Here is a 939-nt window from a genome sequence, read left to right as displayed (position 1 = left end):
GGCCTCATCGTCCAATACGGCGCGGAGACAGCACCTGTCATAACCGCTAGATCAATCGTGGGGGCCACGCGCCGGACATCTTGGATGGAGTCCATTTCGTGGCGTGTTGGCAGGCGATTGCCCAAACGTTGACAGTAATTCTGGGCTGTACTCAGTGCGACAGGGAGGGAGATTTTTGTTCGATCGGGTTCAGTCCAAAGGATATCCGTGGCTTTGTCATAGTGGCCTGCTTTAGCCCCTCGTAACGTATCGAACCATGGTTCGGTCAATACTGGCAGCTGTTTGCCGTCCACTTCGGCGGTGCGCCACCATTCTTGCGCCGCAGGGATCTGCGCTCCCGGCGCGCGCAGGTCAGTCTCTTCTGTTGACGAGTCCTGGGCATGGACTGGTAGTAGGCCCATATAACCAAGCAAAACCGCAGCCACAATCCATGATGAGCGCATCTGCATTCCCTGACTCCTGGTTGTTATTGGAGTAGATTCAAGTGAATAGCCTTGGAGCGATTAGAGGCGTCCGCTTCCCGATTTCATTGGACCACTACGTATTTGACGACAATACTCCCGTTCCTGGGTGCCGATTTCTTAATAGTGCAGGCCTGCAACCCAGATTCTTACTTAGACTGGTAGTTGACTGTAGTTGAGAACGGTAAGAACAGCGTTGACGCGTCTACGTAGAACAGTCTTCATTTTCAAAGCGTGGGGCTTTGCTCTCCAAGCTAATGGTCTCCACCCGATAAGGCAAAATTCCCACCCGCCGCGCCTCAATCTTAAACGTCACCCGCTCATTCTCATCCTGATCCTCCCACGCATCCCTCACCGTGCGTCCCTCCACCAATACGCGCATGCCTTTCTGATAAAGCGTGCCCCAATGTTCCGCCTCGCGATGCCAGATCTCCACCGGCGCCCAGAACCCACCCCTGTCCTCATACCCATCCTTAAC

General features: G+C 54.4%; 2 protein-coding genes. Both read right to left on the bottom strand.

The window, feature by feature from the left end; translation table 11 throughout:
* On the bottom strand, positions 1-449 hold a 449-nt coding region (locus FEM54_RS33195), incomplete at its 3' end, for an Lcl C-terminal domain-containing protein (protein ID WP_138454356.1).
* Positions 450-666: 217 nt separating this feature from the next.
* The coding region (locus FEM54_RS33190) for a single-stranded DNA-binding protein (RefSeq protein ID WP_171045974.1) at positions 667-939 on the bottom strand (273 nt) is incomplete at its 5' end.

It is taken from the genome of Pseudomonas edaphica (assembly GCF_005863185.1).
GTDB lineage: Bacteria > Pseudomonadota > Gammaproteobacteria > Pseudomonadales > Pseudomonadaceae > Aquipseudomonas > Aquipseudomonas edaphica.
This window is presented reverse-complemented; position numbering and strand designations above follow the sequence as displayed.